27 protein-coding genes are annotated in these 25,675 nt (G+C 61.0%); 9 read left to right on the top strand and 18 right to left on the bottom strand.

The window, feature by feature from the left end; genetic code table 11:
• Window positions 1-4: 4 nt before the first annotated feature.
• From AC3ISR_RS00305 to coxB, 4 genes are all read right to left on the bottom strand, one after another.
• Entirely contained in the window at window positions 5-892 is an 888-nt protein-coding gene (locus tag AC3ISR_RS00305; protein ID WP_192298186.1) for a cytochrome c oxidase subunit 3, read from the bottom strand.
• Between the two features lie 35 nt (window positions 893-927).
• Complete coding sequence (locus AC3ISR_RS00300; RefSeq protein WP_192298185.1) at window positions 928-1,479, bottom strand: cytochrome c oxidase assembly protein; 552 nt, start codon at window positions 1,477-1,479, stop codon at window positions 928-930.
• A 150-nt stretch (window positions 1,480-1,629) separates the two neighbouring features.
• Window positions 1,630-3,216, bottom strand: coding sequence for a cytochrome c oxidase subunit I (gene ctaD / locus AC3ISR_RS00295; RefSeq protein WP_017734710.1), 1,587 nt, complete (start codon window positions 3,214-3,216; stop codon window positions 1,630-1,632).
• A gap of 58 nt (window positions 3,217-3,274) precedes the next feature.
• On the bottom strand, window positions 3,275-4,402 hold the full coding sequence (coxB, locus tag AC3ISR_RS00290) for a cytochrome c oxidase subunit II (RefSeq protein ID WP_192298184.1): 1,128 nt from the start codon (window positions 4,400-4,402) through the stop codon (window positions 3,275-3,277).
• A 367-nt stretch (window positions 4,403-4,769) separates the two neighbouring features.
• On the opposite strand from coxB, the gene AC3ISR_RS00285 reads away from it, so the two are divergent.
• Window positions 4,770-5,417, top strand: a complete 648-nt coding sequence (locus AC3ISR_RS00285; protein ID WP_192298183.1) for a hypothetical protein — start codon at window positions 4,770-4,772, stop codon at window positions 5,415-5,417.
• 130 nt (window positions 5,418-5,547) lie between these two features.
• On the opposite strand, the gene AC3ISR_RS00280 is transcribed toward AC3ISR_RS00285, so the two are convergent.
• The 6 genes from AC3ISR_RS00280 to AC3ISR_RS00255 all read right to left on the bottom strand — a co-directional run bounded on the left by AC3ISR_RS00280 (window position 5,548) and on the right by AC3ISR_RS00255 (window position 13,069).
• Entirely contained in the window at window positions 5,548-7,083 is a 1,536-nt protein-coding gene (locus tag AC3ISR_RS00280) for a SulP family inorganic anion transporter (RefSeq protein ID WP_192298182.1), read from the bottom strand.
• Between the two features lie 85 nt (window positions 7,084-7,168).
• Window positions 7,169-7,900, bottom strand: coding sequence for a carbonic anhydrase (locus AC3ISR_RS00275; RefSeq protein ID WP_192298181.1), 732 nt, complete (start codon window positions 7,898-7,900; stop codon window positions 7,169-7,171).
• A 226-nt stretch (window positions 7,901-8,126) separates the two neighbouring features.
• The gene (locus AC3ISR_RS00270) at window positions 8,127-9,185 is read right to left on the bottom strand and encodes a PA0069 family radical SAM protein (protein WP_192298180.1); all 1,059 of its coding nucleotides are present in this window, start codon (window positions 9,183-9,185) and stop codon (window positions 8,127-8,129) included.
• Window positions 9,186-9,266: 81 nt separating this feature from the next.
• Complete coding sequence (locus tag AC3ISR_RS00265; RefSeq protein WP_463984040.1) at window positions 9,267-10,517, bottom strand: c-type cytochrome; 1,251 nt, start codon at window positions 10,515-10,517, stop codon at window positions 9,267-9,269.
• A 12-nt stretch (window positions 10,518-10,529) separates the two neighbouring features.
• The gene (locus tag AC3ISR_RS00260; protein WP_305391804.1) at window positions 10,530-12,314 is read right to left on the bottom strand and encodes a GMC family oxidoreductase; all 1,785 of its coding nucleotides are present in this window, start codon (window positions 12,312-12,314) and stop codon (window positions 10,530-10,532) included.
• Between the two features lie 2 nt (window positions 12,315-12,316).
• The gene (locus AC3ISR_RS00255) at window positions 12,317-13,069 is read right to left on the bottom strand and encodes a gluconate 2-dehydrogenase subunit 3 family protein (RefSeq protein WP_305391803.1); all 753 of its coding nucleotides are present in this window, start codon (window positions 13,067-13,069) and stop codon (window positions 12,317-12,319) included.
• 255 nt (window positions 13,070-13,324) lie between these two features.
• On the opposite strand from AC3ISR_RS00255, the gene AC3ISR_RS00250 reads away from it, so the two are divergent.
• Window positions 13,325-14,011, top strand: coding sequence for a dual specificity protein phosphatase family protein (locus AC3ISR_RS00250; protein ID WP_463984038.1), 687 nt, complete (start codon window positions 13,325-13,327; stop codon window positions 14,009-14,011).
• Between the two features lie 7 nt (window positions 14,012-14,018).
• Here the strand turns inward: AC3ISR_RS00250 and AC3ISR_RS00245 are convergent, their stop codons facing one another.
• The gene (locus AC3ISR_RS00245) at window positions 14,019-14,291 is read right to left on the bottom strand and encodes a YheV family putative zinc ribbon protein (RefSeq protein WP_192298175.1); all 273 of its coding nucleotides are present in this window, start codon (window positions 14,289-14,291) and stop codon (window positions 14,019-14,021) included.
• Entirely contained in the window at window positions 14,288-16,363 is a 2,076-nt protein-coding gene (gene prlC / locus AC3ISR_RS00240) for an oligopeptidase A (protein ID WP_192298174.1), read from the bottom strand. The genes AC3ISR_RS00245 and prlC overlap by 4 nt, the downstream gene beginning before the upstream one ends.
• A 76-nt stretch (window positions 16,364-16,439) precedes the next feature.
• Here prlC and AC3ISR_RS00235 point away from each other — a divergent pair, with 76 nt between their 5' ends.
• Together AC3ISR_RS00235 and AC3ISR_RS00230 are read left to right on the top strand one after the other, a co-directional pair.
• Window positions 16,440-16,982, top strand: a complete 543-nt coding sequence (locus AC3ISR_RS00235) for a gamma carbonic anhydrase family protein (protein ID WP_192298173.1) — start codon at window positions 16,440-16,442, stop codon at window positions 16,980-16,982.
• Entirely contained in the window at window positions 16,979-17,638 is a 660-nt protein-coding gene (locus tag AC3ISR_RS00230; protein ID WP_226454783.1) for an HAD family hydrolase, read from the top strand. The genes AC3ISR_RS00235 and AC3ISR_RS00230 overlap by 4 nt, the downstream gene beginning before the upstream one ends.
• An 85-nt stretch (window positions 17,639-17,723) precedes the next feature.
• Here the strand turns inward: AC3ISR_RS00230 and AC3ISR_RS00225 are convergent, their stop codons facing one another.
• Window positions 17,724-18,767, bottom strand: a complete 1,044-nt coding sequence (locus tag AC3ISR_RS00225) for an aminopeptidase (protein ID WP_305391801.1) — start codon at window positions 18,765-18,767, stop codon at window positions 17,724-17,726.
• Window positions 18,768-18,902: 135 nt separating this feature from the next.
• On the opposite strand from AC3ISR_RS00225, the gene AC3ISR_RS00220 reads away from it, so the two are divergent.
• Window positions 18,903-19,325: a PA0061/PA0062 family lipoprotein gene (locus tag AC3ISR_RS00220; protein ID WP_192298170.1), complete on the top strand. Its 423-nt coding sequence runs from the start codon at window positions 18,903-18,905 to the stop codon at window positions 19,323-19,325.
• Here the strand turns inward: AC3ISR_RS00220 and AC3ISR_RS00215 are convergent, their stop codons facing one another.
• The gene (locus AC3ISR_RS00215; protein ID WP_192298169.1) at window positions 19,326-19,565 is read right to left on the bottom strand and encodes a DUF1161 domain-containing protein; all 240 of its coding nucleotides are present in this window, start codon (window positions 19,563-19,565) and stop codon (window positions 19,326-19,328) included.
• Window positions 19,566-19,774: 209 nt separating this feature from the next.
• On the bottom strand, window positions 19,775-20,206 hold the full coding sequence (locus AC3ISR_RS00210) for an OsmC family protein (RefSeq protein WP_192298168.1): 432 nt from the start codon (window positions 20,204-20,206) through the stop codon (window positions 19,775-19,777).
• A gap of 219 nt (window positions 20,207-20,425) precedes the next feature.
• Here AC3ISR_RS00210 and AC3ISR_RS00205 point away from each other — a divergent pair, with 219 nt between their 5' ends.
• Window positions 20,426-21,427 (top strand): LLM class flavin-dependent oxidoreductase, encoded by a 1,002-nt coding sequence (locus tag AC3ISR_RS00205; RefSeq protein ID WP_463984037.1) that lies wholly within the window; start codon window positions 20,426-20,428, stop codon window positions 21,425-21,427.
• A 58-nt stretch (window positions 21,428-21,485) separates the two neighbouring features.
• Here the strand turns inward: AC3ISR_RS00205 and AC3ISR_RS00200 are convergent, their stop codons facing one another.
• Window positions 21,486-21,710 (bottom strand): DUF1161 domain-containing protein, encoded by a 225-nt coding sequence (locus AC3ISR_RS00200; RefSeq protein ID WP_463984036.1) that lies wholly within the window; start codon window positions 21,708-21,710, stop codon window positions 21,486-21,488.
• A gap of 115 nt (window positions 21,711-21,825) precedes the next feature.
• A complete protein-coding gene (locus AC3ISR_RS00195) occupies window positions 21,826-22,041 on the bottom strand; it encodes a dodecin (protein WP_003220389.1) in 216 nt (71 codons plus the stop codon).
• A 156-nt stretch (window positions 22,042-22,197) separates the two neighbouring features.
• Here AC3ISR_RS00195 and AC3ISR_RS00190 point away from each other — a divergent pair, with 156 nt between their 5' ends.
• Entirely contained in the window at window positions 22,198-22,524 is a 327-nt protein-coding gene (locus AC3ISR_RS00190; protein WP_003170746.1) for an ElaB/YgaM/YqjD family protein, read from the top strand.
• On the opposite strand, the gene AC3ISR_RS00185 is transcribed toward AC3ISR_RS00190, so the two are convergent.
• The gene (locus AC3ISR_RS00185) at window positions 22,521-23,417 is read right to left on the bottom strand and encodes a LysR family transcriptional regulator (RefSeq protein WP_192298165.1); all 897 of its coding nucleotides are present in this window, start codon (window positions 23,415-23,417) and stop codon (window positions 22,521-22,523) included. The genes AC3ISR_RS00190 and AC3ISR_RS00185 overlap by 4 nt on opposite strands.
• A 110-nt stretch (window positions 23,418-23,527) precedes the next feature.
• Here AC3ISR_RS00185 and trpB point away from each other — a divergent pair, with 110 nt between their 5' ends.
• Together trpB and trpA are read left to right on the top strand one after the other, a co-directional pair.
• Window positions 23,528-24,754 carry a tryptophan synthase subunit beta gene (gene trpB, locus AC3ISR_RS00180; protein ID WP_192298164.1) on the top strand — a complete coding sequence of 409 codons (1,227 nt, stop codon included), beginning with the start codon at window positions 23,528-23,530 and terminating at the stop codon, window positions 24,752-24,754.
• On the top strand, window positions 24,754-25,563 hold the full coding sequence (gene trpA, locus AC3ISR_RS00175) for a tryptophan synthase subunit alpha (protein WP_192298163.1): 810 nt from the start codon (window positions 24,754-24,756) through the stop codon (window positions 25,561-25,563). Before trpB ends, trpA begins: the two co-directional genes overlap by 1 nt.
• The last annotated feature ends 112 nt before the right edge of the window (window positions 25,564-25,675 follow it).

Genomic DNA, 25,675 nt, shown 5'->3' with positions numbered 1-25,675 from the left:
CGCTTCACAGCACATAGACAAAGAAAAACAACCCGATCCAGACCACATCCACAAAGTGCCAATACCAACTGGCCGCCTCGAAACCGAACTGGTGCTCGGCATTGAAGTGCCCCTTGAGGATGCGCATCAGCATCACAAACAAAATGATCGTCCCGATGGTCACGTGGGCGCCATGAAAGCCTGTGAGCATGAAGAACGTTGCGCCGTACACCCCAGAGCCCAGCGTGAGGCCCAGTTCTTTGTAGGCGTGGATGTATTCCTCGGCCTGGAAGCCCAGAAACGCCCAGCCCAGCAACACGGTCAGCGCCAGCCAGATTTTCAGCGCGCCGCGATGGCCCTTGCGCAGGGCGTGGTGGGCGATGGTGATGGTCACACTGGAGCTGACCAGCAGGATGGTGTTGACCAACGGCAGCCCCCACGGACTGATCGTGCCCTCGGGCGCGGGATGCAGTTTTGGATCAGGGTTGTTGAGCAACGGCCAGGCAAACTCGAAATTCGGCCACAGCATGTGCGCAATGCCCTTTGAACCTTCGCCCGCCAACCAGGGCGCCGACATGTGCCGCACATAAAACAGCGCACCGAAGAACGCGATGAAGAACATCACTTCGGAAAAGATGAACCAGGTCATGCCCCAGCGGAACGAGCGGTCCATCTGCGGGCTGTACAAACCGGCGCGGCTTTCCTTGATCACCGCCCCGAACCAGCCGAACAGCATGTAGGCCAGCAGTAGACCGCCGACGAAAAAGATCCACGGGCCGTGGGATTCCGGGCGTGCAGCCTTGAGATCGTTGAACCACACACCCAGGCCGTACACGGTGACCAACATGCCAAACGTGGCAATTATCGGCCATTTGCTTTGTGCTGGTACGTAGTACGTATCATGAGTCGACATGTATTCGCTCTCCTGATTGAGGGGGCAAACAGTAGCTAGCCCCCGGTGTGGACAGCCACCGGCGGTTGGCGCGCAGTGATATCAAATAGCGTGTACGCCAGGGTCAAATGCTTCACATCCTTGGGCATGTCGCGATCGACGATAAAACGTACTGGCATTTCGATGCGCTGGCCGGGTTGCAGCACTTGCTGGGTGAAGCAAAAACACTCGGTCTTGTGGAAATACATCGCCGCTTCGGCCGGGGAAATGCTCGGCACCGCCTGGGCGGTCATCGCCTTGTCAGTGGGGTTGTAGGCGACAAACAGCATCTCGGTGACGGCGCCCGGGTTGACCACCACCTCATCCGCCTTGGCGTGGAACTCCCAGACCATATCGATGGCATTGGTCGACAGGAACTGCACCCGCACCTGCCGCGAGGGGTCCACTACCTGCTCACCCTCGTACTGCCCGGCGGTCTTGCCGTTGATGCCGAACGCCTTGCACATCACGTCGTAGATCGGCACCAGGGCGAAGCCGAAGGCGAACATGGCGACCACCAGGATCAACAGGCGCGTCACCAGCCGCCTGATCGGTACGGACTCAGCCATAACGACCACCCAAAGTGAACGCGATCAATGTGGGAGCGGGCTTGCCCGCGAATGCGGTGTGCCAGGCACTGCATGTGGCGACTGATACACCACTTTCGCGAGCAAGCCCGCTCCCACAGGGGATTTGCGGTGGCTGGGTGGCCGAAGTGCTCATTTGACCTCCGGCGGCGTGGTGAAGGTGTGGTACGGCGCGGGCGAGGGCACGCTCCACTCCAGGCCTTCGGCACCATCCCACGGTTTGGCCGGCGCTGGCGGGCCGCCACGGATGCACTTGATCACAATGAACAGGAAGAAGATCTGCGTGGCGCCAAACATGAACGCGCCGATCGACGAGACCATGTTGAAGTCGGCGAACTGCAGGTTGTAGTCCGGCACCCGGCGCGGCATGCCGGCCAGCCCGACGAAGTGCATCGGGAAAAACGCCATGTTCATGCCCACGAAAGACAGCCAGAAGTGCAGCTTGCCCAGGGTTTCGTCGTACATGTGGCCGGTCCATTTCGGCAGCCAGTAGTAGGCGGAAGCGAAGATGCCGAAGATCGCACCGGGTACCAGTACGTAATGGAAGTGCGCCACCACGAAGTAGGTGTCGTGGTACTGGAAGTCCGCCGGCGCGATCGCCAGCATCAGCCCGGAGAAACCGCCGATGGTGAACAGGATCACGAAGGCCACGGCAAACAGCATCGGCGTCTCGAACGTCAGCGAGCCCTGCCACATGGTGCTGACCCAGTTGAACACCTTCACCCCCGTCGGCACCGCGATCAGCAGTGTGGCGTACATGAAGAACAGTTCGCCCACCAACGGAATGCCGACCACGAACATGTGGTGAGCCCACACGATAAACGACAGGAACGCGATGCTTGCCGTGGCGTAGACCATCGAGGTGTAGCCGAATAGCGGCTTGCGCGAAAAGGTCGGGATGATCGAGCTGACGGCACCGAAGGCCGGCAGGATCATGATGTACACCTCGGGGTGGCCGAAGAACCAGAACACATGCTGGAACAGCACCGGGTCACCGCCACCGGCCGCACTGAAGAAGCTGGTGCCGAAGTGGATGTCCATCAGCATCATGGTCACGCAGCCGGCCAGCACCGGCATCACCGCAATCAGCAGGAACGCGGTGATCAGCCAGGTCCAGACGAACAGCGGCATTTTCATCAAGGTCATGCCCGGGGCACGCAGGTTGAGGATGGTGGCGACCACGTTGATCGCGCCCATGATCGAACTGATGCCCATCAGGTGGATGGCAAAGATGAAGAACGTCACGCTTTCCGGCGCATAGGTGGTGGAGAGCGGGGCGTAGAAGGTCCAGCCGAAATTCGGCCCGCCGCCGGGGGTGAACAAGGTGGACACCAGCAGCAGGAACGCCGCCGGCAGCAGCCAGAAGCTGAAGTTGTTCATGCGCGGCAGGGCCATGTCGGGCGCGCCGATCATCAGCGGGATCATCCAGTTGGCCAGGCCGACGAACGCCGGCATCACCGCGCCGAACACCATGATCAGGCCGTGCATGGTGGTCATCTGGTTGAAGAACGCCGGCTCGACGATCTGCAGGCCGGGCTGGAACAACTCGGCACGGATCACCATGGCGAACGAGCCGCCGAGCAAAAACATGGTGAAGGCGAACCACAGGTACATGGTGCCGATGTCTTTGTGGTTGGTGGTCAGCACCCAGCGCATCAGGCCCTTGGCGGGACCGTGGGCGTGGTCGGCGTGACCATGGTCATCGATCACAGTGCTCATGGCCGTTCTCCTGCAAACGAGTGGGCGGGGTGGTTCAGGGCAGATGCAATGAAGGAAGTCATTTGCTTTCCGCCTGTTTCAGAGCCAGCACATCCTTGGGCGTCACCATGTCGCCTTTGTTGTTGCCCCAGGCGTTGCGTTCGTAGGTGACCACGGCGGCGATGTCCACTTCCGAGAGCTGCTTGCCAAACGCCGCCATGGCGGTGCCGGGCTTGCCGAAATAGACGCGATGCAGGTGGTCCTCCTTGGGCCCGACGGCAATTGGCGAGCCCTTGAGCGCCGGGAACATCGGCGGCAGGCCCTGGCCTTCGGCCTGGTGACAGGCCACGCAGGTGGTGTGGTAGACCTTGTCGCCACGGGCCACCAGCTCTTGCAGGGTCCACTCTTTGGAGGTCAGCTCCTTGAGTTTGGCAGCCTCTTCCTTGCGCTCACCGAGCCAAGTGTCGTAGTCGGCCCTGGATTTGACCTCGACCACGATGGGCATGAAGCCGTGGTCCTTGCCGCACAGTTCGGCGCACTGGCCACGGTAGATGCCGGGCTTCTCGATGCGGGTCCAGGCCTCGTTGACGAACCCGGGGATGGCGTCGCGCTTGACCGCGAAGGCCGGCACCCACCAGGAATGGATCACGTCGGCGGCGGTCACCAGGAAGCGAACTTTCGCCCCCACCGGCAGCACCAGCGGCTGGTCGACTTCCAGCAGGTAATGCTCGCCCTTGGTCGCCTTGTTGTGGATCTGCTCGGCGGGAGTGGCCAGGTTGCTGAAGAACTCCACGTCCTGGCCCAGGTATTTGTAATGCCACTTCCACTGGTAGCCGGTGACCTGAATATCGATGTCCGACTCGGTGCTGTCGTAGATATTGATCAGGGTCTTGGTCGCCGGGATGGCCATCGCGATCAGGATCAGCAAGGGCACCACGGTCCAGAGGATTTCCACGGTCGTGCTCTCGTGGAACTTGGCCGCCACCTGGCCTGTAGAGCGCCGGTGCAGGATCATCGACCAGAACATCGCGCCAAACACGATGATGCCGATCACCACACAGATCCAGAAAATGGTCATGTGCAGGTCAAACACAGCGTGGCTGACTTCAGTCGCCCCTGGCGCCATATTCGTTGTCCAGGCGGCGTGCGCCTGACCGAATACCGACCACAACAGAAGGCCCATCCAAACATGTGGATGTCGCGTCATTGCGGGTTCCCCTTATCGTTCTTGTTATCCCGCCGGTTTGCACCTGCGTCGAAGGGAGCGGCTTCCATACTGCTTACAACCGCTTAGCCTCACCTGCTTATGCAGTCTGGCGTCATCAGCTAATTGCGTACAAATCCGAGTATAGACAGGGTCTGCAACCCCGCAATGTGTAGGGGCAAATCAGCAAAAACGGACAGGCGGAGCCAATAAAACCGGGAGCAGAATCGTTTATCCGACGAACGATGGCGTTTCGATATAACGCAGGTGCATAACCGTGAAATAATTATGACAAATGCGTCTGAGGTGCTCGTATAAACGAGCTACCTTGTCATCTCCCTTTTCCTACACCTGTTTCACTGGAGCCCTCATGAACACCGCCGCATTGCGCGAGCAGATTTCCCGTGCCCATCAACACGAAGCCAGCACGGGCCAGTTGGCCCAACAACTGGCAAGCCAATTGCCGCGTCTGCACTCGGCCATCGCCCTGGCCGACGGTGATCGCAACATTGTCATGACGCGCTTCGTCACAGCCTACATCGAACTCGTCCCGGACCTGCTCGAAGCCGCCAATGACGTGGCCCGCGAGGCCGGCATCGAAAGCCAGATCAAGCCGGTGCTGAAGATCGCCGAACAGTTCTTCCTGCAACCGCCGGCGATCCTGGCCGGGCACGAGGGGCTCGACGGCCTGCTGGATGAGGCCTACCTGGCGCACCGCCTGGTGGAAGAAGTCAACGATCTGTATATCAAGCATTTCGGCCAGCCGCTGATCCCGGCCGACACCACGGTGGCCAACGTGATTGCGCACCAGCTGATTGGCGAAGAATTTGCCAACAGCCTGGATGAGGCCGTGCATTTGGCGGTGGATGAGATGCTCAACGAAGAAAGCTTTGCGCTGGAGTCGGTGGAGGCTTACCGCGAAACCCTCAAGAGCCCGGACACGGAAGCTGCGTGGAAACGCTGGCCGTGCCTGTCGCGGCAGTTGGGGGTTGAGTTGGCGCTGGACCAGCCGGCCTGATTTCCTGCTACGCAAACGATCAAATGTGGGAGCGGGCTTGCCCGCGAATGCGGCGTGTCAGTTGCTGAATAATTGACTGATCCACCGTATTCGCGGGCAAGCCCTCTCCCACATTTTTGATTCGGTTTCGTCAGCCTGTTGCGGGTGCGGAGCCTATCCCCGTCGTCGTTCTGACCCGCCCCTCCAACCGCCGCTTCAACCCACGCGCCTCGATCACCAGCTTCGACCCCTTCGCCGCATTGGCCCGCCCCCACTCCTCCAGCAACTCCAGGCAGGAATGGTCGATGTAACTCAGGTTGTTCAGCGGCACATGTACGGTCGTCCCCGCCGGCACCGCCGACAGCACCTGGGTCAGCGCCGGCACTTTCAGGAACGTCGCCGCGCCACTCAAACGCAGCTCCATCTCACCGTCCTGCGGCAAGTCGATCAGGCTCACTTTCAGACGCGAGGCCTTGAGCGCCAGCTTGACCAGCGTCAGCCCGAACCCCACCAGCACACCGGTCAGCAGGTCGGTAAAGATGATCGCCAGCGCAGTCGCCGCATAGGTGAACATCGGCATCCGCCCGTAACGCCCCAGGGCCTTGAACGCCTTGATGTCCACCAGCTTGATCCCGGTGTACACCAGCACGCCCGCCAGGCTCGCCACCGGGATGCTTTGCAGCACACTCGACAGCAACAACACGAAGGCCAGCAGCCACAGGCCATGGAACATGGCCGACAAGCGCGTGGTGGCGCCGGCCTGCACGTTGGCCGAACTGCGCACGATCACGCCAGTCATCGGCAGGGCGCCAACCAGACCACACAGCATGTTGCCGACACCTTGAGCCGACAACTCCTTGTCGAAATCCGAGCGCTGGCCGCTGTGCATGCGGTCCACCGCCGCTGCGGAGAGCAGGGTTTCGGCACTGGCGATAAACGCCACGGCAAAGGCAGCGATCAACAGCTGCGGATCAGCCAGGTTCAGCAGGTCGCTGGGGCGCAGCCAATCGATGGCATCGGCGAGGTTTTCCGGGACCTCCACCCGCTTGACCTGCAACACCAGCAACAGGCTGACAAGCGTGGTCAGCCCCACACCCAACAGCGCGCCGGGCACAAACCGCAGGGATTGCGGGCGGAATTTGTCCCACAGATACATCACCAGCATCGTCGACAAGCCAAGCAAGCCGGCTTGCCAGCCCAGGCTCGGAATCGCTTGCGCCACCGCAGCCGGGAAACCTGCCAGGTTATCCAGCCCGGAGGGTTTGGGCGCGCCGTCGAGCATCACATGGATCTGCGACAGCACAATCAGCACGCCAATCCCCGCCAGCATGCCGTACACCACCGCCGGTGCCGTCACGCGGAACCAGCAGCCCAGGCGCAAACGCCCAGCCACCAGTTGCAGGAAGCCCGCCAGCAGCAGGATCGGCCCCAGCATCATCATTCCGTGTTGGCGCACCAACTCGAACACCAACACCGCCAGACCCGCCGCCGGACCGCTGACCTGTAGCGGCGAGCCCGCCAGCCAACCGACCACCAGGCCACCGATAATCCCGGTGATCAACCCCTTGGCCGGCGGCATCCCGGAAGCAATCGCGATGCCCATGCACAGGGGCAGGGCGACCAGAAACACAACCACCGAGGCGAGCAGCTCCCGTGGCAATACAGCTTTCAATTGAGCAGCACGCATGATGACTCTCCCGAGGCATTCGCCGGGCGCGGTAATGCCTGGCTGCATCCATGGCAGCCACCGCATCACCCGGCAGGGAAGTGTTTTAGAAGCGCGCTTTAGGCGTCGCGCAAGGAATCGGCCCTTCGCCGTTCAGCGGTCTGAACGTGGACTGATCGGCATCGTAGGCGCGGATTTCGCTGGTCTCGATGTTGTAGATCCAACCATGGATAAACAAATGACCATTGGCCATGCGCGAAGCCACGGAGGGGTGGGTGCGCAAATGTTGTAGCTGGGCGATGACGTTTTCTTCGGTCAGCACCTTCATGCTCTCGCCTTCGTTGGCGCAGTCGCAGTTGTCATGGACCATGGTCTTGGCGACCTCGGCATGCCGCAACCAAGCCTTCACCGTCGGCATTTTTTCCAGGCTATCGGGGTTGAGCACCGCACGCATCGCACCGCAATCGGAGTGCCCGCAGACAATGATGTGCTGGACGCCCAGGGCGAGTACGGCGTACTCGATGGCAGTGGAAACACCCCCGTTCATCTGGCCGTAGGGCGGCACCACGTTGCCGACGTTACGGGTCACGAACAGGTCGCCCGGTGAGCTCTGGGTAATCAGCTCGGGGACGATGCGCGAATCGGCGCAGGTAATAAACATCGCCCGTGGGCTCTGGGCCGTGGCGAGTTTCTTGAAGAGTTCTTCCTGCTGGGGGAAGACGTCGTGATGGAAATGCAAAAAGCCGTCAACGATATGCTTTAGCGCTGCATCGGCGGATTCCGCCACCTCAGGGGCTGAAGCCGACGCAGCCAACGGCTGTTTATCCTTATCACTCATGATTCATCCTCTTGGTTAATGCAGGGGAGTGTTCAAGCCAGTTCGACGCCAGGCCAATGCAATTTGTTGCAAATGCCACAAATCAGACTGCCGACTCATCAGTCACTCGCTGAACAAGGTAGCCGCCGAAACTTAACTCAAACTGAATGAACCGCTCTAGATCGCGGGTTTCAGTGATGTCAAAGTGAGACTATTCCTACAGAAAAAGTACACCTTTCCCAGCATTCTACAACAACGCCATCTGCCTGCCCGGCGGGCAGAACGCCGTGCAATCCAGGTTGAATCCTTCCCGACGGTTGAGCCCCAGGCGTTTGATGGCCTTGCTGAAGCGCTGGGCCAGCAATTCGGCAAACGGCCCCTCGCCACGCATGCGTACACCGAAGCGGCTGTCGTATACCTCGCCACCGCGTACCTGGCGCACCAGGCTCATCACATGGGCGGCGCGCTGCGGGTAATGGGCCGCCAGCCACTCCTCGAACAGCGGCGCCACCTCCAGCGGCAGGCGCAGCATCATGTACGCTGCGCTTTGTGCCCCGGCAGCGTGGGCTTCGGTAAGCAGGCTCTCCAGTTCGCTGTCGTTGATCATCGGGATCATCGGCGAGCACAGCACGCCCACCGGGATGCCTGCCTCGCGCATCACGCGGATCGCCCGCAATCGCGCCTTGGGCGCCGCCGTACGCGGCTCCAGGATGCGCTTGAGCTCGTCGTCCAGGCTGGTGAGGCTGATCATCACGGCCACCAGGCGCTGCCTGGCCAATTCGGTCAACAGGTCGAGGTCGCGCAGGATCAGCGAGCCCTTGGTGATGATTGTCACCGGGTGCCGGTAGCGCAGCAGCACTTCAAGGGTTTGCCGGGTGATCCGGTATTCGCGCTCGATGGGTTGGTACGGGTCGGTGTTGGAGCCCAGGTTGATCGGCGCGCAGACATAGCCCGGTTTCGACAGTTGCTGTTCCAGCACGTCTGCGGCATTGCTCTTGGCGATCAGCCGGGTCTCGAAATCCAGCCCCGGTGACATGTCCCAATACGCATGGCTGGGCCGCGCATAGCAGTAAATGCAGCCGTGTTCGCAACCGCGATAAGGGTTGATCGAACGGTCGAACGGCAGGTCCGGCGAGTTGTTGCGGGTGATGATGGTCTTGGCCGTCTCGATCCGCACCTCGGTGCCCTGGGTCGGCGGCACTTCCTGATACCAGCCGTCGTCCTCGGCCACGCTGACGGTCGGCGCAAAGCGGTTGTGCAGGTTGGTGGCCGTACCTCGGCCACGGGGTGGCAGCGCAGTAGACATGAAAACGCCTCGATACTGTTTTTATATACAGTATCGAGGCGCACGGGTTCTGACCAGTGCCGTTTGGCGGCCAGGGAAGGATCAGTGCTTCTGGCGCAAGTGCGCCACGTCGCCCGCTTTCACCGGCTCGCCTTTATTGCCCCAGCTGCCACGGATGAAACTGACTACATCCGCCACTTCCTGGTCCGACAGACGCCAGGCGAACGCAGGCATGGTGAAGGTGGAGGGCGCCGTGTGCGTAGCGGGCAAGGTGCCGCCGTTCAACACGATGTTGATCAACGAGGTGGCGTCCGCCGTCTGCAGCACCGGGTTGCCCGCCAGCGCCGGGAACACCCGCGTGTAGCCATGGCCGTCGGTGCGGTGGCAGGCCGCGCAGTTGTCGATGTACACCGCCGCGCCGCGCCGGCTGTCATCGCCTTTCCACAAAGCGTCGGCGACCTGCTTGTCGTACTGATGCGGCTGATCCTTGGGGTCCACCGCCGGCAGGCTCTTGAGGTAACGGGCGATGGCGGTCAGGTCGTTTTCCGACATGTACTGCATGCTGTGGACGACAACATCACTCATGCCACCAAACACCGCGCTACGGTCACTGCGGCCGGTCTTGAGAAATTGCACCAGTTGCTCCTCGCTCCAACCGCCGAGGCCGTCCTTGTGATCGCCACGCAGGTTCTTCGCGATCCAGCCTTCCAGCGGCGCACTGCCGGACAGGAATGCACTGCCATCAGTGGTACTCAGGGCTTTTTCCTGCATGGTCAGAGCCCGTGGCGTATGGCATGCGCCGCAGTGGCCGAGGCCTTCCACCAGATAGGCGCCACGGCTGATCACCGGGTCGGCCTGCGCAGTTGGCTGCGGCTCGGCAACCTCCGGCGCGAACATCCAACGCCACGCGGACAGCGGCCAGCGCATGCTCAGCGGCCAGGGAATATCACTCGCCTTGTTCTCTTGAGCGACCGGCTCCACCCCTTTCATGAAGTACGCATACAGCGCCTGCATATCGCTGTCGCTGACGCGCGCGTAAGACGGGTAGGGCATCGCCGGGTAAAGCGTACTACCGCTCTTGGCGACGCCATGGCGCACGGCCTTGTCGAAATCCTCGAAGCTGTAGTCGCCCAGGCCGGTCTTGTCCGGGGTGATGTTGGTGGAATAGATCACGCCAATCGGCGTTTCCATCGGCAGGCCACCAGCGAACGGCTTGCCGCCCTTGGCGGTGTGGCAAGCCACGCAGTCACCGGCGCGGGCCAGGTATTCACCCTGCTTGACCAGGTCGGTTTCAGCGGCGCTCACCGAGCAGCTGCCGAACAGTGCAAACGTCGCGATAACAAGTGCTTTCATGGTCATCGCTCCTTATGCCTGAACCAGTGGGCCGGGGTTTTTCAGGTACTGCTCGCGGATCGCGCGGGCCGACCAGTAGGTCAACGCCGCCACCAGGCCGGTAGGGTTGTAACCCAAGCCCTGTGGGAAAGCGGAAGCGCCCGGGACAAACACGTTGTGTACATCCCAGCATTGCAGGTAGCGGTTCAACGCACTGGTCTTCGGGTCGGTGCCCATGATCGCGCCACCGTTGAGGTGGGTGGTCTGGTACGACGCGGTGTTGAAATGCTCACCGACCTTTTTGCCGAGCACAGCAATCGCCTTGGGGTTCATCGCCTCGGCAACCTTGCCCATTTTCTCGACCATGAAGCGGTTCATCTTGATGTCGTTTTCCTGCCAGTCGAACGTCATCCGCAGCAACGGCAGGCCGTAGGCATCGCGGTAAACCGGGTCTAGATCCAGGTAGTTGCCCCGGTAGGATTGATGGGCACCGTGAGCATCCATCGACACCTGGTGGGTGTAGTAATCGGCGGTGGCACGCTTCCACGCACTGCCCCAGGCCGGGGTGCCCGGCGGGTTGGACGTACCGGCAATCGGCCGACTGCCAGCCTGGTTGACCCACATCGGCGAGCCGCCAACGAAGCCATGGGGACCATGGTCGAAGTTGTCGGCGTTGAAATCATCCATCGCCACGCCATTGCCGCCCGCACCGATGAAGTTGTTGGTGTGGGTGTCCTTGTCGAAGAATGCCTTGATGGTGGCCATGTTCTGGTAGGCAAAGTTCCGGCCCACCACCCCCTCATTGGTAATCGGGTCGTAGGGTTTTCCGATACCCGACAGCAGCATCAACCGCACGTTGTGGAACTGGAACGCGCCGAGGATCACCAGGTCCGCCGGCTGCTCGATTTCCCGGCCCTGGGCGTCGACATACGTCACGCCGGTGGCCTTGCTCTTGGTGCTGTCGAGATTGACCTTGAGCACGTGGGAATTGGGCCGCAGCTCGAAGTTCGGCACCTGGCGCAGCGCTGGCAGGATGTTCACGTTCGGCGAAGCCTTGGAGTACATGTAGCAAACGTAGCCGCTGCAAAACCCGCAGAAGTTGCATGGGCCCATCTGCGCACCGTAGGGGTTGGTGTAGGGCCCCGAGGTGTTGGCCGACGGCAGGTTGTAGGGTTTGTAACCCACATCGCTAGCCGCTTTCTGAAACAGCTGTGCGGAGACGGTGTTTTTCTGCGCCTCCAACGGGAATGGGTTGGAGCGATCCGGCGCATACGGGTTGCCGCCACGGCCTTCACCGACCAACTGGCCTTTGACGGTCCAGGCCTGGCCGGAGGTGCCGAAGACTTTTTCCGCGTAGTCGAAAAACGGCTCCAGCTCTTCATAGCTGACGCCGAAGTCCTGGATGGTCATGTCCTTGGGGATGAAGTTTTTGCCGTAACGCTCTTCGTAATGGCTGCGCATGCGCAGCTCGATCGGGTCGACCCGAAAATGCACGCCCGACCAGTGCAGGCCCGCACCGCCGACGCCATTGCCCGGCAGGAACGCACCCAATTGGCGGTTGGGCAGGGCCACATCATTCACGCTATGGCGAATGGTCACCGTCTCTTTGGAGATGTCCTGGAAGAGTTTTTTACGCACGCTGTAGGTCAGTTCGTCGATGACCTGCGGATAGTTGCCATCCGGGTACGTGTCCTGCATCGGGCCGCGCTCCAGCGCTACCACGTTGAGGCCCGCTTCAGTCAGCTCCTTGGCCATGATCGCGCCGGTCCAGCCGAAGCCTACGATCACAGCGTCTACTTTCTTCATGATGGTCGCCACGTTTATGCCCTCTCGCCGCGGATGGAAACTGCCGGGAAGGGGTATTGCTCGTTGCGTTCAACCCAGTCCATGAAGTCGGCGCGAGCGCCGGGGAAGCCGATCATGGTCCAGCCGACCATGCCTTTGTTGCCACCGTGGATCGGGTCGCAGAAGAAGCCTTCCTTGGTGTTTTGCAGCAGCAGGTTGAAGAAAATCTTCGGCGGCACCGCGTCGAAATGCGCGGTCACCTCACTGCCCCCAGCCTCCAGGCGACGCAGCATATCGTCTCGGGTAGCGCTGTCTTGCGCAGCAAACACTTTGCCGTTGAACGCTTTCGACCATGCATCCGTCGCGGCGATGCCCAGGCGATAGATGTCCTTGGGCACCAGTTTGCTCTGCCAGCCCATCTCAGGCGGCGCGTCGGCATTGAACGGGCCCTGCATGAACCACAACGCACCACTGGCGTAAGGGGTGTTCATCTGACGGTCGATGTATTCCGGCACACCGGCTTCCACGGCGCCTGGGCCCTGGGCATCGGTAGGAATCAACTGCGCGACGGCGGCGTTGATAAACGCCCACTCTTCGGCAGTGAAGTAGCTTGGCTCGTAGGCCTTTTCGTTGACCGGCGCCTTAGCCGGGCTGGCCTGTGCCGGCTCGGGCGTAGCCATCAACATCGAGCCGCCAAGGCCGGTACTGGCAACCGTGACCACCGGGATCAAGGTCAAGGATTTGCGCAAAAAATCACGCCGGGGGTTGTCTTGATCTTGATCAGACATGGGTGCACCTCATCATGTGGTCACGGGTTCGACAGCCGCTTCTTGGGAGCGGCTTGGGGTGTGCGGGCAGCGTGTTGGATAGAACACAGCGGCAATCAATAGTTACAAATGATAGCAGCCTAACCATCAACAGAATCGTTTCAGCGACTAAAGACTGAGGATTCACGCTTTTTTGACGGGCGCCTCACGCCCCATTGACCCCCCGCAGACCAATCTGCGTGCTATCTACCCACAGCCCATTTGGTGACGTTACCCATGTTCAAGCATCGCTGGCTGCCAGCACTCGGCCTGGCACTTACGGCACTGTTCGCCACGGTTTATGCCCAAGCCGATGACAGCCCTTCCATCCGCTCAGCCGAGTGGGCGCAGCCCGTGGGCAGCCAATACAACCTGCACCAGATGACGCCGACGCTGTATCGCAGCGCTCTGCCGGACAGCAGCGCCGTGCCACTCCTGCAAAAGCTCAAGATCGGCACCGTGATCAACTTCCTGCCCGAGTCGGATGGCAACTGGCTGAAGGCGACGGACATCCGTCAGGTCCAACTGAGTTATCGCACCAATCATGTGGATGATTCCGACGTGCTGGCAGCACTCAGAGCAATCAAGGAAGCCGAGGCCAACGGCCCGGTGCTGATGCACTGCAAACACGGCTCTGACCGCACCGGCCTGATGGCCGCGATGTATCGCGTGGTGGTGCAGGGATGGAGCAAGGAAGAGGCGCTGAACGAGATGACCCTGGGCGGCTTTGGCACCAGCAATGGCTTCAAGGACGGCGTTCGCTACATGATGAAGGCCGATATCGACAAGTTGCGTACAGCACTGGCGAATGGCGATTGCAGCACCAGTGCATTTGCACTGTGCTCGATGAAGAGCTGGCTCAACACGGCTGGAACCGGCCGTGTTGAACCAACGAACGATACGGGATTGGCGATAAAACCCTGAGTGGGCGTCAGTCTTTTTTCAGTTTCGGGTTAGGAAAAAACTGTACCGCCTGCACCTTCGGGTCCGGCGCCTTCAGCGCCGAGGTATTCACCCGTGTGCCCAACTCCTTAGGTACCGACAGACCCTGATCATTGAGCGTGTCGGTATAACCGCAGGCCACACACTCACGGTGCGGCACGCTGTCTTCAGTCCACATCTTCAACTTGTCCGGCTCGCTGCACGCCGGGCAGACCGCGCCGGCGATAAATTGCTTTTTGGTCACCACAGGTCCTTCACTCATGCTGCCGCGCCCTCACTCAGGCCGCTGTGGCGCAAGAGTGCGTCAATCGACGGTGCACGTCCGCGGAAGTCGACGAACAGCACCATCGGCGCCTGGGAGCCACCGCGTGCGAGGATCGCCTCACGGAATGCACGGCCGGTTTCGGCATTCAGCACGCCGTCTTCTTCGAACTTGGAGAAGGCATCGGCGGAGAGCACTTCGGCCCACTTGTAGCTGTAGTACCCAGCCGCATAACCACCGGCGAAAATGTGCGCAAAGCTGTTCGGAAAACGGTTGTAGGCTGGCGGACGCATCACCGACACCTCATCGCGCACGCCTTCGAGCACCTGGGCCACACTGCGGCCGTCGCCGTGGGTGGCGTGCAGCTCGAAGTCAAACAGCGAGAACTCCAACTGGCGCACCATCATCAGGCCGGACTGGAAGTTTTTCGCCGCGAGCATTTTTTCCAGCAGGTCCTGGGGCAGCGGCTCACCGCTCTCATAGTGACCGGAGATCAGCGCCAGGCCTTCCGGCTCCCAGCACCAGTTCTCCATGAACTGGCTTGGCAACTCCACCGCATCCCAGGCCACGCCGTTGATGCCTGACACGCCAGCGTGCTCGACGCGGGTCAACAGGTGATGCAGGCCGTGGCCGAATTCGTGGAACAGCGTAGTCACTTCATCGTGAGTCAGCAGGGCAGGCTTGCCACTGTCGGCCGGGGTGAAGTTGCACACCAGGTTGGCCACCGGGCTTTGCAGCACGCCGTCGATCTTGCGGCGACGGTCGCGCGCGCCGTCCATCCAGGCACCGCCACGCTTGTTGGCGCGGGCGTACAGGTCAAAGAAGAAGCGGCCAACGTGCTGGCCGTTTTCCTTGATTTCAAACAGGCGCACATCCGGGTGCCAGGTGTCGAAGCCCTTCAGTTCGGCGATCTCGATGCCGTACAGGCGTTGCACGATGGCGAACAGGCCGCCCAGCACCTTGTCGATCGGGAAGTAGGCGCGCAGCGCTTCCTGGGACACGCTGTAACGCTGCTCACGGAGTTTTTCGCCGTAGAAACCGCTGTCCCAGCTTTGCAGGTCGGCACAGCCTTGCTCGGCAGCATAGGCCTTGAGCTGTTGCAGGTCCTGGGCGGCAAACGGCTTGCTGCGCTTGGCCAGGTCACGCAGGAAGCTCAGCACCTGGTCGCTGGACTCGGCCATCTTGGTGGCCAGGCTCAGTTCGGAGAACGAGGCGTAGCCCAAGAGTTGAGCAAGCTCCTGACGCAGGTCGAGGATTTCTTCCATCACCGGGCCGTTGTCATTCTGACCGGCATTCGGGCCTTGATCTGACGCACGGGTGCAGTAGGCCGCGTAGACCTCTTCACGCAGGGCGCGGTCCTGGGCGTAGGTCATTACCGCGTAGTAGCTCGGAAATTCCAGGGTGATCAGCCAGCCATCGAGGCCTTTGGCCTGGGCAGCGGCAGCCATCTGCGCCTTGGCCGAGTCGGTCAGGCCGGCGAGGGTGGCTTCATCGGTAACGTGTTTGGTCCAGGCCTGGGTCGCGTCCAGCAGTTGGTTGGAAAACTTGCTGCCCAGCTCGGAAAGCTTGCTCTGCACTTCGGCGTAGCGTTTTTGCTGCTCCGGCGGCAAATCGATACCCGACAGGCGGAAGTCGCGCAGGGAGTGTTCCAGGATAGTTTTTTGCGCCACGTCGAAACCGGCCGCTTCCGGGCTGTTGGCCAGGGCTTCGAAAGCCTGGAACAGCTCGCGGTTCTGGCCCATCTCGGTGGAGTAGGCGCTCAACGCCGGCAGGCAGCCTTCGTAGGCTTCGCGCAGTTCAGCGCTGTTGCACACGGCGTTGAGGTGGCTGACCGGGCTCCAGGCGGCGCCCAGGCGGTCATTCAGTTCGTCCATGGCCAAGACCAGCCCGGCCCACGTAGGATTTTTCCCCTGGCTTTGCAGGATGCCTTCGATGGCGACACGGTTGTCGGCGAGGATCTGTTCGATGGCCGGCTGTACGTGCTCGGCACGGATCGCCGAGAACGGCGGCAGGTCGTAGGGCTGCAGAAGAGGGTTGTTCGCGCTCACGGTGGGTACCTTGGCTGAAGACATGTAAGAACAAAGATGGGGCCATCTTAATTACAATCAACGCCCACCGCAGCTATCAGCAGAAGAGAGAGAAGCTATCGTGACCCTTCGCACCTATCAGAACCACACGCCAGCCCTGGGCGCCGGGGCTTTTGTCGATATTTCGGCGGTGGTGATCGGCGATGTCGAAATCGGCACCGACAGCTCCGTATGGCCACTGACCGTGATCCGTGGCGACATGCACCGTATCCGCATCGGTGCGCGCACCAGCGTGCAGGACGGCTGCGTGTTGCACATCACCCACGCCGGGCCTTTCAACCCAGACGGTTTCCCGCTGCTGATCGGCGATGACGTGACCATCGCCCACAAGGTCATGCTGCATGGCTGCACGGTGGGCAGCCGGGTCCTGATCGGCATGGGCAGCATCGTGATGGACGGTGCCGTGGTGGAAGATGACGTGATCATCGGCGCCGGCAGCCTGGTGCCGCCAGGCAAGAAACTGCAAAGCGGTTTTTTGTATGTGGGCAGCCCGGTTAAACAAATCCGCCCACTGACTGACAAGGAACGCGCGTTTTTCACCTACAGTGCGGCGAACTACGTGAAGCTCAAAGACCTGCACCTGGCTGAAGGATTCGATCAATGACCCTGCATTACCCAACCGTACTGTTCGACCTGGATGGCACCCTCACCGACCCGCGTGAGGGCATTACCCGTTCGATCCAGTACGCCCTCGCCAAGCTCGGTATCGACGAGCCGGACCTGACCAGGCTCGAACACTTTATCGGCCCGCCATTGCTGCAAGCCTTCATGCAGTTCTACGGTTTCGACGAAGCCAAGGCCTGGGAAGCGGTGAACTTCTATCGCGAGCGCTTCAAAGTCACCGGCCTATATGAAAACCGCGTGTTCGACGGGGTGATGCCGTTGCTGGAAGAATTGAACAGCCAGGGCCGCCAGTTGTACGTGGCTACCTCCAAGCCGTGGGAATTCGCCCGCGAGATCGCCCGGCATTTCGACTTTGCCAAGCACTTCAAGGTGATCTACGGCAGCGAGCTGGACGGTACGCGCACGAACAAAGTCGAGCTGATTGCCCATTTGATGCGCGAAGAAGGCCTGGACCCGGCGACCACCCTGATGATTGGTGACCGCAAGCACGACCTGATCGGTGCGCGTAGCAACGGGCTGGATTCGGCGGCGGTAGGCTATGGATTTGGCAGCTTTGAAGAGTTGCATGCCGAGGCGCCGACTTGGCACTTCGAGACGTTGGCCGAGATGCATCAGGCGTTTTTGCAGCAGCCTTGAAACCGCTATCGCAGGCAAGTCAGCGCCCACATCCGACTGTATTCACACATCAAAATGTGGGAGCGGGCTTGCCCGCGATGAGGCCCTAAAGCCCCTCCATCTCCAACTGCCTCAACGCCACCTTGCGCTGCTCCACCGGCAACGCCCCCATCCTCTCCACCGCCGCATAAAACCTCAGCCAATCCCCACCTTCTTGCCGAAACAACGCCGCAAACGCCGGCACCCACTGGTCATACAGCCCGAATGGCAACAGCCGCGCATTGTTCATCGGCTGGTTGATCCAGGCGTCATAACGCTTGTCGCCCGCCCACTGGCTGTCACGCATCTGCCGGTAATCGCTGCGCAAGCGCTCAAACTCAAGCGCTTTGGCCGCCCGCATCGCCTCCTTCGACAGCGGTTGGGCGTAGAGCTTTTCCAGACGCTGGCGAGTATCGAGAATCAGCCGGATAAACTGGTCACGTTGCTGCAACGCCCCATCGCCGAGCGGCGCCAGCCCCCGTGCGGCCCGCCACTGGCGCGTGCCTTCCTGCTCGACGAAGTTGGCAAATGACTCGTTGAATTCGGTGTCGTCCTTCACATAGAAACGCTGGTGCGCCAGCTCATGAAAGATCAGCGTGGCCAGGCGCTCGTCACCCCAGTTCATCATCGAATTCAGGATCGGGTCGTTGAACCAGCCCAGGGTCGAGTAGGCCTCGACGCCGCCAATCGACACGTCCATGCCTCGCTGGCGCAACAACGCCGCTTCACCCCGTGCAGCGCCCTGGTTGTAGTAGCCGCGATAGGCGACGCAACCGGCGATGGGAAAGCAGTGGGTTTCAGGCGACAGGGAAAATTCTGTCGTGGCGAAGACATTCCACACCACATAGGGCCGGCCAATGTCGGCGTACAACCTGTAGCTCTGGTTGTCAGGCAAATGCAGTTGTTCGCTGGCAAAGGTCCGCGCCTTTTGCGCTTGCGCCAGGTGTTCACGCAGCAGTTGGGGGCGAGAGGGGTCGGCAATGACCGTGGAAACCGGCTCGCGAGCGCGCAGCAATTGCCACTGGCCGCTAGCCAACTGGCCGTAATAGCTGACACTTGAGCAGCCGCTGAGCAGCAGCACCATCAACCCCGGAAGAAAACGCCTGACCATGCCCCAACCGCTCCTGGGTGATTTGCTCGCAAGACTATCGCGCCGGCACGGAATTTTTCCATGGCCTGCGGTGTTTATACTCATGGGGAGTCTGCAGCGTCAGGCTCAATTCATTTCTTTCATTGAGTGCCCGCCATGCGTCAGCTCTTGCTTCCCGTCGCCGTCCTGCTGCTCAGCGCCTGCACCTCGACGCCGTTACCGGCAGTCGATCCGCAACAGGCCTGGGTCGATTTCACCACCCCGACACCGGGCGCCAAACTGCTCATGGCGCAGCGCCTGGACGGCAAAAACCTCAACGATGGGCGCTTCTTCCAAGTGCCACCCGGGCGCCACGAACTGATGGTGCGTTTTGATTTCGAGGTGCCGACTGGCGGCGGTTTCGGCGGGTTGGGGCAGACTGCCGAGCGCACCTGCTTCATAACGTTGCAGTACGACCACTTCCAGGCAGGCCAGCGCTATGTGCTGGAAGGGCGCTCGCTGGCGTACACCCCGAACATCCGGCTGTACAACGCCGCACGCAAGCTGCTGGCCGAGGAGCGCAGCGTCAACTGCCTCTGATCAGTCGTTGTTCTTCTGGTAGATGATGGCCTTGGTGCCGTTCTCACAGCTGCCGACGACCATGGCTACATCGTGCTTGTCGGCTTCTTCCTTGGTCACGATCTCCAAGGTGTAGGACGGCACGGCGTTCGCCTGGATCTTGATCTCGATCTCTTTCCTGAGCTCTTCACAATCTTTGGGGGCGGCCACGGCCGAAGTGGCCAACACACCGCAGATGATCGCCAAAGCAAAACGTTTCATGTGTGAAGCTCCCTGAATGCACTGCGCACGGGTGTGCGCCTAGGCTGCAATGGCTATAGGACCATAGTTTGCCCACGCAGGTTCTGATTTAACGCAAAACCAATATGGAAACGGGCCTGCTCGCGAAGGCGCGGTATCAGAAACACATTCGGTGACTGACACTGCGCCTTCGCGAGCAAGCCCGCTCCCACATTTTTTGACCTGCGGTGTCAGCTAACCAGCGTCGCATCCAGGCTGATTTTCGCATTCAGTACCTTGGACACCGGGCAGCCTTCCTTGGCCTTTTTGCTCAGTTCTTCGAACTGCGCCTGGCTCGCGCCCGGGATCTTGGCCTTGAGGATCAGATGCACCGCCGTGATCGCAAAGCCGCCATCGACTTGATCGAGGGTCACTTCAGCCTGGGTGTCGATGCTGTCAGCCTTGAGCCCGGCATCGCCGAGAATCATGGAGAACGCCATGGAGAAACATCCGGCGTGGGCCGCGCCGATCAGCTCTTCCGGATTGGTGCCCTTGCCACCTTCAAAACGCGCCTTGAAGCCGTAGGGCGCTTCGCGCAGTACCCCGGTTTCCGTGGAAATGGAACCCAGGCCCGTCTTCAAATCACCTTCCCAATGCGCGGATGCTTTTTTCACGATACTCATAGCGGTCTCCTCGAACGATGGTTTTGCGTCAGTAAGGGTTCTGAGGATAGTCGGACCGGCAAAGTTCATCCTGTCGGAGAAACCTAGCGATTAAGTAGGAAATTTCCTGCCGCGCTATTGAATCTCGGGTATATGCCCTCATTGCATAGAACATGCACATGAAGCGCCAGGTCTTGGTTCGTCTACACAGCCTGCGCGCCCCCTTGGAGAAGCAGGCTTATGAAATCGCTGTCCGACGTGAAATTCTCGACCCTCGACCTCGTGCCCGTGCGGGCCAACGGCAGCCCGGCGCAGTCGTTGCGCAATTCCCTGGACCTGGCCCAGCACGTGGAAAAGTTCGGCTACAACCGTTTCTGGGTGGCGGAACACCACAATATGGACGGCATCGCCAGCTCGGCCACCTCGGTGTTGCTCGGCTACCTGGCCGGCGGCACCTCGACGATTCGCGTCGGCTCTGGCGGCGTGATGCTGCCCAACCACGCACCGCTGGTGATTGCCGAGCAGTTCGGCACCCTGGAAAGCCTCTACCCCGGCCGTATCGACCTGGGCCTGGGCCGCGCGCCCGGCTCCGACCAGATGACCGCCCGCGCCCTGCGCCGTGAACGCTCCGGCAGCGCCGACGAGTTCCCCGAGGACGTCGCCGAACTGATGGCGTACCTCGGCCCGCGCACCCCGGACCAACGCATCATCGCCGTACCCGGCACCGGCACCAATGTGCCGGTGTGGCTGCTCGGTTCCAGCCTGTTCAGTGCACAACTGGCTGGTGAGCGCGGTTTGCCCTACGCCTTCGCCTCCCATTTCGCACCGCGTTTGATGCACGAGGCGATTCGCGTCTACCGCAATCACTTCAAGCCTTCAGCCGTCTTGGATAAACCGTACGTGATGCTCGGCATTCCGCTGGTGGCGGCGGACACCGATGAGCAAGCCGACTATCTGGCCACCTCGGTGTACCAGCGCATCCTCGCGCTGATGCGCGGGCAAAGCCTGGTGCAGCGCCCACCCGTGAACAGCATGGACGACCTGTGGCTACCCCATGAAAAAGATGCCGTCGGCAGCTTCCTCGGCCTGGCGATGGTCGGCAGCCCGGCAAAAATCCGCGCCAAACTGGAAGTGCTGATCGAACAAACCGGTGCAGACGAGTTGATTTTTACCTGCGACCTGTACGAACACGCCGACCGGATTCATTCCTACGAACTGCTGGCGCAGTTGATGAAGGGCTGAAGAACGCACTTATGGCGAGGGAGCTTGCTCCCTCGCCACAGGTGCCGGCAACACGGGGTCAATCGCGTTTGTAGACGATTTCCTTGGTGCCGGCTTCACACGAGCCAACTACTTTGGCGTCGCCCGCAGCACCTTTCTCCACAACGTCCAGGGAATAGTGCGCAACGCCCTTGGCATCCAGTTTCGCTGCAATCTCGCTCTTCAGCTCGTCACAAGGCTTGCCCGCCGCCAGGGCCGTACCCGCAATGCTCAACAAACCTACCGCTAGCAGAAACTTCTTCATCCGTTACCTTCCTTGCGCTGTTCAAAAAGAGCGTGCCGACGCGCATGGCGTCGGCACCCATTGGTTGTAGCGCAGGTTATGGCAATCGGCCAGTCGGCAAGTTCAACCGCGGCGATCAACTACTGGCGATTCGGAACCCCACCTTGAGCGTGACCTGAAAGTGCGCGGCCTTGCCATCCTTGATATGCCCACGGGTATCGACCACCTCGAACCACTCCAGGTGCTTGATGCTCTTGTTGGCCTCGGCCAGCGCATTGTTGATGGCGTCTTCGATGCTGGAGGTGGACGAGCCCACCAATTCCACTTTTTTGTAGGTGTGATGATCAGACATGGTGTTTCTCCTGAGGGTCGTCAATAAAGCCTAGCAGTCAATGTTCATACTGCTTCTGGCGACCGTTCCTACGCGAAAGTTCAGATTTACTGCACTTTCTGAAAGCGCTGGAGTCGGTATCTACACACGCCACTCAATCACTTCAGGAGAATCCACATGGCCAACACTTCTTTACGCAAAGCGTCGCTGGAAAGCATGGAAGCCGAGATTTCGAGCCTGCTCAAGTCTCTGGAAAGCCTCAAGGACGACGCGTCCGACGAGTCGCGCAAGACCTTGAAGGCCCTGAAAAGCAACGCCGAGAATGCCCTCAAGCATTCCCGTCACCTGATCAGCGATGCCTACGAAGAAAGCAAAGTGAAAATCCGCGAAACCGGTGTTGCAACCCGGGACTACGCGCAGGAGCACCCATGGACTACAGCCGGTGTGGCGGTAGGTGCATTGGGTCTGCTGGCTGCTTACTTGCTGTGCAAACGCGGTGACTAAACCGGCGGGTGCTCAAGCTCAGCCTTGAGCCACTGCGCCAGTCTCCCGGCGCGCCCGTCTGCGGCGCGTTTGGGCAGCCACAACGCCAGGTGCGCCGGGGTTTCGCTGAAACCCCACGGCGCCACCAGGCGACCCGCGCGCAAATCCTCGGCCACCAGCGGCTGCGGCGCAATCGCCACGCCCAACCCGGCCACCGCTGCTTCCAGCAAATAATACAAATGCTCAAACCCCTGGCCGTGTTTCAACGCGCCGGGCTCAATGCCGTGTTGCTGTGCCCAACTGGGCCAGGCTTGCGGGCGCGAAGTCGTGTGCAGCAACGCTTCGCCGCACAAGGCCGAGGCGGGCGCATGCCGCAGCCGCTCGTAGCCGGCAAAGCGTGGGCTCAGCACCGGGCCGATGCGTTCGCTGGCCAGTTCATACACTTGCATGTCCGCCGGCCACGGTGGTTCGGCGAACACCAGCAAGGCGTCCAGGCCCGGACGCCGTGGGTCAAGATCACCGTCACCCGCCGACAGGTGCAGACGCAGATCCGGCAGGTCTGCATTCAGGCGGCCCAGGCGCGGAATCAACCAGCGCGCCAGCAAACTGCCTGAACAACCGAGCACGAACGGCGCGTCGGCGCTGGCCTGGGTCAACTCTGCACACACATCCCTCAAGTGCTCGAACGCCTCGGCACTGGCATCGCGCAGGCGCACACCGGCATCTGTGAGTTTAAGGCCACGCCCGTCCTTGACGAACAGGCTCACGCCCAAGTGCTCTTCCAGCACCTTCAACTGGCGACTGACCGCGCCGTGGGTCACATGCAACCTCTCGGCTGCCTGGCTGACGCTGTTCAATCGCGCAGTGGCTTCAAACGCACGCAGGGCGTTAAGGGGCGGAAGGTCGCGGCTCATATGTGAGTTTTCCTGACATGTTGCAGCGATCTTATCGGTTTTCAGGCCACTGCGTCAGGGGTAGAGTGGCCGTCATTGTTTCCTACACCCATTCCTTCCTGGAGCGTCCTATGACTCAGTCCCAGACCGACCTACGCAACGGCCCAGACGCCAACGGCCTGTTTGGCGCGTTCGGCGGCCGTTACGTCGCTGAAACCCTGATGCCGTTGATCCTCGACCTGGCCCGCGAATACGAAGCGGCCAAGATCGATCCGGCTTTCAACGAGGAATTGGCCTACTTCCAGCGCGACTACGTCGGCCGTCCGAGCCCGCTGTATTTCGCCGAACGCCTGACCGAATTCTGCGGCGGCGCCAAGATCTACCTCAAGCGCGAAGAGCTGAACCACACCGGCGCGCACAAGATCAACAACTGCATCGGCCAGATCCTGCTCGCGCGGCGCATGGGCAAGAAACGCATCATCGCCGAGACCGGCGCGGGCATGCACGGCGTGGCCACCGCCACCGTGGCGGCGCGCTTCGGCCTGCAATGCGTGATCTACATGGGCACCACCGACATCGAGCGCCAGCAGGCCAACGTGTTCCGCATGAAGCTGCTGGGGGCTGAAGTGATCCCGGTGGTCGCCGGCACCGGCACCCTGAAAGACGCCATGAACGAAGCTCTGCGTGACTGGGTAACCAACGTCGACAGCACCTTCTACCTGATCGGCACCGTGGCCGGCCCCCACCCGTACCCCGCCATGGTGCGCGACTTCCAGGCCGTGATCGGCAAAGAAACCCGCGACCAGCTGCAAGCCCAGGAAGGCCGCCTGCCGGACAGCCTGGTGGCGTGCATCGGCGGTGGCTCCAATGCCATGGGCCTGTTCCACCCATTCCTTGACGACAAGAGCGTGGAAATCATCGGCGTTGAAGCGGCCGGCCACGGCATCGAAACCGGCAAGCACGCCGCCAGCCTCAACGGCGGTGTACCTGGCGTATTGCACGGTAACCGCACCTTCCTGTTGCAGGACGACGACGGCCAGATCATCGACGCTCACTCGATCTCCGCCGGCCTCGACTACCCGGGCATCGGCCCGGAACACGCGTGGTTGCATGACATCGGCCGCGTCCAGTACACCTCGGTGACTGACGCTGAAGCCCTCGACGCCTTCCACAAATGCTGCCGCCTGGAAGGGATCATTCCTGCGCTGGAAAGCGCCCACGCCCTGGCCGAAGTGTTCAAACGCGCACCGACCCTGCCGAAAGATCACCTGATGGTGGTTAACCTTTCCGGCCGTGGCGACAAAGACATGCAAACCGTGATGCACCACATGGAACAGTCGCAGCAGGAGAAACACTGATGAGCCGCCTGCAAACCCGCTTTGCCCAACTCAAAGAACAAAACCGCGCTGCCCTGGTGACCTTCGTCACCGCCGGCGACCCTGGCTACGACACCTCACTGGCGATCCTCAAAGGCTTGCCTGCCGCTGGCGCCGACGTGATCGAGCTGGGCATGCCCTTCACCGACCCGATGGCCGACGGCCCGGCGATCCAGCTGGCCAACATCCGCGCGCTGCAAGCCAAGCAGAACCTGCTGAAAACCCTGCAAATGGTCCGCGAGTTCCGCAAGGACAACCGCGACACCCCGCTGGTGTTGATGGGCTACTTCAACCCGATCCACAAATACGGCGTGCCGAAGTTCATCGCCGATGCGAAAGAGGCGGGCGTCGACGGCCTGATCGTGGTCGACATGCCGCCAGAGCATAACGGCGAGCTGTGCGACCCGGCCCAGGCTGCAGGCATCGACTTTATCCGCCTGACCACGCCGACCACCGATGACGTGCGCCTGCCGACCGTACTCAATGGCAGCTCCGGCTTTGTGTACTACGTGTCGGTGGCCGGTGTGACCGGTGCCGGTGCCGCCACCCTGGAACACGTTGAAGAAGCCGTGACCCGCCTGCGTCGGCATACCGACCTGCCGATCAGCATCGGTTTCGGTATCCGCACCCCGGAACAAGCAGCGGCGATCGCCCGTTTGGCTGACGGCGTGGTGGTGGGTTCGGCGTTGATTGATCACATCGCCACTGCGAAAAATGATCAGCAAGCCATCGACGGCGTGCTCGGCCTGTGCGCGGCATTGTCGGAAGGCGTCCGTAACGCGCGTAAGTAAGCGGCTCGTAAGTGGTAGGTAAAGTTCCTGATACACAGGAATCAAACTGAAAACTCAGTACCTAAACTGACAAGACCAAGGGATTTCGAACCTCGTTCGAGATCCCTTTTTT

Source organism: Pseudomonas sp. GL_117, assembly GCF_057835125.1.
The sequence above is the reverse complement of the archived record's forward strand: the minus strand, read 5'-3'. Positions and strand labels throughout refer to the sequence as shown.